Annotated in this window: 4 protein-coding genes; 3 read left to right on the forward strand and 1 reads right to left on the reverse strand. The window is 60.9% G+C overall.

All coding sequences use genetic code 11. From position 1 onward, the window contains the following. Positions 1-5: 5 nt before the first annotated feature. The 3 genes from M2401_RS30385 (at position 6) to M2401_RS30395 (ending at position 5,129) form a co-directional block, all read left to right on the forward strand. Positions 6-1,670 carry a cyclic peptide export ABC transporter gene (locus tag M2401_RS30385; RefSeq protein ID WP_259109619.1) on the forward strand — a complete coding sequence of 555 codons (1,665 nt, stop codon included), beginning with the start codon at positions 6-8 and terminating at the stop codon, positions 1,668-1,670. A 31-nt stretch (positions 1,671-1,701) separates the two neighbouring features. Beyond that, entirely contained in the window at positions 1,702-2,550 is an 849-nt protein-coding gene (locus M2401_RS30390; protein ID WP_259109622.1) for a N(5)-hydroxyornithine transformylase PvdF, read from the forward strand. Positions 2,551-2,702: 152 nt separating this feature from the next. Next, the gene (locus tag M2401_RS30395; RefSeq protein ID WP_259109624.1) at positions 2,703-5,129 is read left to right on the forward strand and encodes a TonB-dependent siderophore receptor; all 2,427 of its coding nucleotides are present in this window, start codon (positions 2,703-2,705) and stop codon (positions 5,127-5,129) included. A gap of 109 nt (positions 5,130-5,238) precedes the next feature. Here the strand turns inward: M2401_RS30395 and M2401_RS30400 are convergent. Then, a partial coding sequence (locus tag M2401_RS30400; RefSeq protein ID WP_259109626.1) for a thioesterase domain-containing protein occupies positions 5,239-6,717 on the reverse strand: 1,479 nt, incomplete at its 5' end.

Below are 6,717 nucleotides of genomic sequence, written 5' to 3' on the forward strand. Positions count from 1 at the left end.
TCGACATGACCGTAGCGGTTAACAGCCTGGCCCGCGAAGCCTGGCGCATTCTCAAGCCTTACTGGAAGGCGGTACTGGCGTCCATCGTGATGGGCGTGGTCAGCGGCTTGAGCGTGACGGCGTTGCTGGCGACCATCAACCATGCCATGAACCAGGGCGCCGGGCCCACCGCCCGGCTGGCCTTGCAGTTCGCCGGTTTCTGCGCGCTGACCCTGGGTTGCTCGACCGGCTCACGCCTGTTGACCAACTATGTCGGCCAGCGCGTGGTACGCAACCTGCGCCGCGAACTGGCCGGCAAGGTGCTGGCAGCGCCGGTCGAGCAACTGGAGCGCTTTCGTGGCCACCGGCTGATTCCGATCCTGCTCAATGACGTCACCACCATCAGCACCTTCGCCCTGTCCGTGGCGCCCATGGTCATCGCCTTCACCGTTACCCTGGCCTGCCTGTGCTACCTGGCCCTGTTGTCCTGGCAGATCCTGCTGCTGACGGTACTGACGGTGTTGATCGGTGTCGGCGCCCAGTACGTCGCACAACGCGGCGGCAATGTGCGCCTGACCCAGGCCCGGGATGGTGAGGACGAGTTGCAGGGCTACTACCAGGCAATCACTGACGGCGCCAAGGAGCTGCGTATTCAGCGGCCGCGCCGCTGGCACATGCGCGACCAACTGATCCACGGTGTCACCGAGCGGATTGCCCAGGCCAACATTCGGGCGGCGAATATCTTCATCACCGCCGAAACCTTCGGCTCGGTGCTGTTCTTCGCCGTGATTGGCCTGGCCATCGCCTTTCAGGTCATGTGGCCGGCGGCCGATCGCACGGTGCTCGGCGGCTTTGTTCTGGTCATGCTGTACATGAAGGGGCCGCTGGAACAACTGGTACTCAACCTGCCCATGATCAGCCGGGCACGCATCGCCCTGGGGCGGGTTGCCGAGTTATCTTCACGTTTCTCCACACCGGAAACCCAGGCTCAGCCTGGTGGCAAGCAAGCAGTGCCGGAGTTCCAGCACATTGAGCTGTGCAGCGTGCGCTATGACTACCCGGTGGTCGAGGGCAGCGAGCCGTTCTGCCTGGGGCCTGTCAACCTGCGGATCGAGCGCGGCGACATCCTGTTCATCGTCGGCGAAAACGGCTGCGGCAAGACTTCACTGATCAAACTGCTGCTGGGGCTGTACCCGCCCCAGGCCGGCGACATCCAGCTGAACGGGCAAAGCATTGGTGACGCCGGCCGTGATGATTATCGCCAGTTGTTCACGACCATCTTCGCCGACCATCACCTGTTCGACGACTTGAGCCCCGGCGCCCGACAGAAGCCCGAGTTGGTGGCGCGCTACCTGCAACGTCTGGATATCGCCCACAAGGTCAGCCTGGTGGACGGCAGCTACAGCACTACCGCGCTGTCCACCGGACAACGCAAGCGCCTGGCCCTGGTCAATGCCTGGCTCGATGAGCGACCGATTCTGGTCTTCGACGAGTGGGCCGCCGACCAGGACCCGACCTTCCGCCATGTGTTCTACACCGAGCTGCTGCCTGAGCTTAAACGCGAAGGTCGCACGGTCGTGGTCATCTCTCACGATGACCGCTATTTCCACGTCGCCGACCAGTTGATCCGCATGGACAAGGGTCGCGTGGCCAGCGAACGCGTCGACAACCCGGCCCTGCAGCCGGCCTGACGCCCCACTACACCTCAAGGATGGTCCTGCCATGGGCAAAAAGAACATTGCATACCTCTGGTCCCTGCGTAACGCCGCCGCCGACAAGGCTGGCCAGGCGGTTCCTTACAAAGGCGAACAGCGTTACATGAAGTCGGTGCTCGAATATCTGGTCGAACAGCTGGAACAAACCGCTCTCGGTGAGCTGTACCACCTGGAGACGGTGATCTACGACGACGATGCCGAATCACCCCGGGATCGCGAACACCTTGCCCAATACGGCTTCAGGCACGGCGATGGGCCACGCTGGTTCTACCCGCCTCAGCTCAAGGTCCAGGGCCGGGTGCTCAATGATCTGTTGACGCCGATCCCTTCGACCTACCGCCGCCTGCCCCTCGATGCCGCCGAACGCCCGGCCGGCAAGCATGACTTCGAACAACGCCTGCTGCTCAAGCTGCAAGCGGAGAAAATCGACCTGGTGGTGGTGGACGGCCTGCTGGTGATCCTCGACGAACTGGTCCGCCCCGGCAGCCCCTATCACCGACGCATGGTCAATATTCATCCAGGAATCACCCGTCTGGAATCGCCCTATGAACGCCGCGGCGCCTACGCCACCTGGGACGCCCTGTACGGTGCCCGCGGGCGCAAGATCGTCGATTGGAATACGCGTCAGGAGATCGAAGTACCGGTGCTCGACAAGACCGGCGCCTCATTCCACTACATGGACAACGGCATCGATTCCGGCGACGTCATCCACGATGTGCTGGCCACCAGCATCGACCCCGGGGACAGCATTCTGGAACTACGCTGGAACAACTTCAATCGCAGCCTTTTCCCGGCACTCAGCGAGGGCCTGATGCATCTGGCCCGTGCCGAACGCGCAGCGCTCTCTTCAGCCTGAACGGAATGCCGGGAGGGGCCTTGCGGCCCCTTTTTTTTGCGCAAAATCACTAATGATACAAATTCGCATTCCGGTTTATGCAAGGTGACGCGTCTCATACGCATCCCTGCCAACACAATAATTTATTTGATTTACTTTACTAGAGAGCATCCATGTCATCCCTCAACCGATTGAACCCGATTGCTCGGGCATTGCTTGTCAGCCACGCCGTACGCAAGCCGCGCTTCTTCGCATCCGCCGGCCTGGCCATGATGCTGCCAGCTGTGGCAGCGCAGGCCCAGGACGTTACCTTCAATATTCCGGCACAGGCGCTGGGGAGCGCCCTGGCAGAATTCGGTAAACAGGCGAACGTCGAGGTGCTGTACAGCCCGGACCTGGTCAACGGCCAGCGCAGCAATAGCCTGCGCGGTACGTTCAGTGCCGAGCAGGGTATCGCCCAGTTGTTGCGCGGCACCAAGGTCAGCTACAGCCTGCAAGGCAGTTCACTGATCCTGACACCCGTGGGTGACGGCAAGACAATGGAGCTTGGCCCGACCAACGTCACGGGCGCCGCGCTGGGGAGCACGACCGAGAACACCGGCTCCTATACCACCGGCGCCATGCGCACGGCGACCAAACTGCCGTTGACGCTCAGGGAAACGCCACAGGCCGTCACCGTCATCACCCGCCAGCGGATGGATGACCAGGCAATGAATACCCTGGATGACGTGGTCAAGAGTACGCCAGGCATGAGTGCACAAAAACTCGGCCCGGATCGTCAACGCTACTACGCCCGGGGTTTCCAGGTCGACAATCTGATGTATGACGGCATCCCGACCAACGTCGGTTCCGGTGCAGCGGATATCATTTCTTCGGCCGACCTGGCCATGTATGACCACGTCGAAATCGTGCGTGGTGCCACCGGCCTGATGCAAGGCGCGGGCAACCCGTCGGCAGCCATCAACATGGTGCGCAAACGCCCGACAGCCGATACCCAGATCAGCATTACCAACAGTGCTGGCAGCTGGGATCGCTATCGCAGCGAGGTCGACGCGGGTGGCTCGCTCAATGAGCAAGGCACCCTGCGCGGCCGCGTAGTGGGTGCCTATCAGAACAACCACAGCTTCCAGGACAACGTCCAGACCGAGCGCGGCGTGTACTACGGCATTCTTGAGGCGGACCTCAACCCGAGCACAATGCTGACCTTCGGCGCGTCCTATCAGGACGACAACAACCATATCCCGTGGGGCGGTGTACCGGTGGCAGCCAATGGCAGTGATTTGCACCTGTCGCGCTCCACGTACCTGGGCAACGACTGGGACTACTGGGACAAGGACAGCACCTTCGCCTTTGCCAAAGTCGAACACAGCTTCGATAACGACTGGAAGATGACCCTGGCGGCCAACAAGGGTTGGGGCAAACTCAATCACCTCGCCAGTAAGGTGAACAACCGCAATAACGTGTTCGGGCAAACCCTGGGCGGTTATCGCTACGACAGCAACCAGACCAGCACCGATCTGTTTGCCAGTGGCCCGATGAAGCTGTTCGGACGCGAACATGAACTGGTCGTGGGTGCCAGCGACCGCAAGGAAAAGCTCAGCCTGACGGAGCGCACCGATAACAGTGTCTACCCGAACATGGACATCTATAACTGGGATCCGGATCTTCGCCCCAAACCCGGCGTCCTCACGTCCAGCTTCTGGCAGCACACCGACACCGAACAGAAGAGCGCCTATGTCACCGGCCGCTTCAGCCTGGCGGACCCTCTTCACCTGATCCTCGGCAGCCGCCTGGACTGGTATGACTACAGTGCCGATACCGGCACCAGCCACACCGAGTACAAGGTCACCCGTAACGTCACCAAGTACGCCGGGCTTATCTATGACTTCGACGAGCATCACTCCGTCTATGTCAGCTACACCGACGTGTTCAAACCGCAGAACTACCTGACCTCAGGTGGCGGGCTGCTGGAGCCCATTGTCGGCAAGAACTACGAAATCGGCATCAAGGGTGAGTACTTCGACGGAGCACTCAATGCCTCCGCTGCCGTATTCCGCATGGATCAGGAAAACCGCGCACGAGCCCTGGTCGACCAGACCCAGTGCCCGACCAGCGCGACCTGCTACGAAGCCGCCGGCAAGGTACGGGCTCAAGGTATCGACCTGGAAATCCAGGGCGCGCTTACCCCTCGCTGGCAGATCGGCGCAGGCTATACCTATACCGAAGCCAAATATCTTTCCGACGCCAACAAGAACAACGAAGGCCGCCCATTCGACACCGACCTCCCGCGTCACATGGCCAAGTTGACTAGCACCTACCAGTTGGACGGAGAGCTGGAGCGCTGGCGTGTCGGCGGTACGCTCTACGGGCAAAACGCACTGTTCAACAAGGGCGCGACCTATAAGACCGAACAGGGCGCCTACACCCTGCTGGACTTGATGGTCGGTTTCAAACCCACTGATCACATCGACGCCCGCCTGAACCTGAACAACGTCTTCGACAGGAAGTACTACGTCAGTATCACTGACAACCCGCTGCGCGCCGAAAACATCTATGGCGACCCACGCAACCTGATGCTCACGGTCAAGTACAACTTCTAAGTCCGCCCCGGCTCCCGATGGTCATCATCAGGAGTCACCCCCGTTGCAACCCAACATAAAAAACGCCAGGCTTTGAAGCCTGGCGTTTTTTTGTGTGCGCCGCCCCGGCCTATCCCTGGGACTCCAGACTCGCCAGGAACACCTCCGAGCGCACCATGAGCGAGTGCTCGATATCCACTACCTCGGCTCTGGCAACGCCCGACCGCGTGCAGCGAGCGGCGAACTCTCTGATCAGCGCATGAGTATCGATAAAGGTTGTGCTCGACCACCAGCAATGCGGCTTGACCTGCGAAGGCGTAATCTGCGCCTGCCTCTGCAACTCGGTCACCTGCTCGAACACGTCGAAGCCAACGGCCATCTCTGCTGCCAGTTTCTGCACGTCATACAGCTGTCTGAACTCATCCACCGGCATATCTTTATCCATCGCCAGTTGAGCCAGCACATGGTCGACCGGGCGCAGCGCGGGCGTCTGATCCTTCGCATCAGCCCAGTGTCGGGCAATCCAGTCCTCCCCGACCTCGGGGAAGAAGCCTTTTATCACCGCGACCAACTGAGCCAGATCCTCGTCCTCGGCGGGCTGTTCGATCACCTCGGCGGTACGGTAGAAACCGGAGAAGGCAACCGGCAGGGCTGCATCCACCAGGCCCAGCCATTGCACAGACTCACCACGGGCCTCCAGCCTGTTGCAGATCGCCATTGCCAGCAAACCACCCGAAGACCAGCCAAGAAAATGATAAGGGCCATGGGGTTGTTGCTCGAGTATGTCGGCCAGAAAGCCGTCAACCATGGCGTCCCAGGAGCGATAGCGCAAACCCGCCTCAATGATCGAGCGATGCAGGACACCATAGGTCTGGTATCGCCGACGCAGGCGATAAGCCAACGGGTAGTAGGCAAAGACCACACCTCCGGCGGGCGGCAGGCAAAATAGATTCGGCGATTCTGGATCATCCCCTGCCATGCGCACCAGCGCCGAAGGGATCTGCTGGCCGCTACTGCGCAGCCAGTGGGACAGCTGCCTGATCGTGGGATGGGTCATGAATTCATGCAGCGGCAGATGGGTATCGAACGCCTGACGGATCTTTTCCAAAAGCCCGAGCATGAGGATCGAGTGTCCTCCCGATTCGAAGAAATCGTCATCGAGCCCGACCCGCTCCACCTTCAGAGCCTGTGTCCACAGCGATGCGAGCTCGCGTTCCAGCGCAGTGCGCGGCGCTTCATATTTCTTGTCCTCGGCATGATCCGGCAGTGGCAGCGCCTTGCGATCAAGCTTGCCATTGGGGCTCAGGGGCATGGCCTGCAATAACACCCACTGCGCGGGCACCATATAGTCCGGCAGACCCGCCTTCAGGTGCACCTTGAGCCCTTCCCGTGGGTCGGCACCCTCTTCGCTCGGCACCAGATACCCCACCAGTTGTTTGCCCAACGGGCCATCGATATCGATCACCACCGCTTCACGTACCGCCGGATATTCCTGGGCCCGGGCATCGATTTCGCCCAGCTCGATGCGCAGGCCGCGAATCTTCACCTGATGATCCAGGCGCCCGGCGTATTCGATGGCGCCATCGGCGCGGTAGCGGGCCAGGTCGCC

The sequence above is a fragment of the Pseudomonas sp. JUb42 genome (genome assembly GCF_024807945.1).
In the GTDB taxonomy this organism is placed as follows: domain Bacteria; phylum Pseudomonadota; class Gammaproteobacteria; order Pseudomonadales; family Pseudomonadaceae; genus Aquipseudomonas.

Coding starts and splice junctions, on each gene's coding strand:
- M2401_RS30385 (WP_259109619.1), top strand. CDS start 6: ATGACCGTAGCGGTTAACAGCCTGGCCCGCGAAGCCTGGCGCATTCTC.
- M2401_RS30390 (WP_259109622.1), top strand. CDS start 1,702: ATGGGCAAAAAGAACATTGCATACCTCTGGTCCCTGCGTAACGCCGCC.
- M2401_RS30395 (WP_259109624.1), top strand. CDS start 2,703: ATGTCATCCCTCAACCGATTGAACCCGATTGCTCGGGCATTGCTTGTC.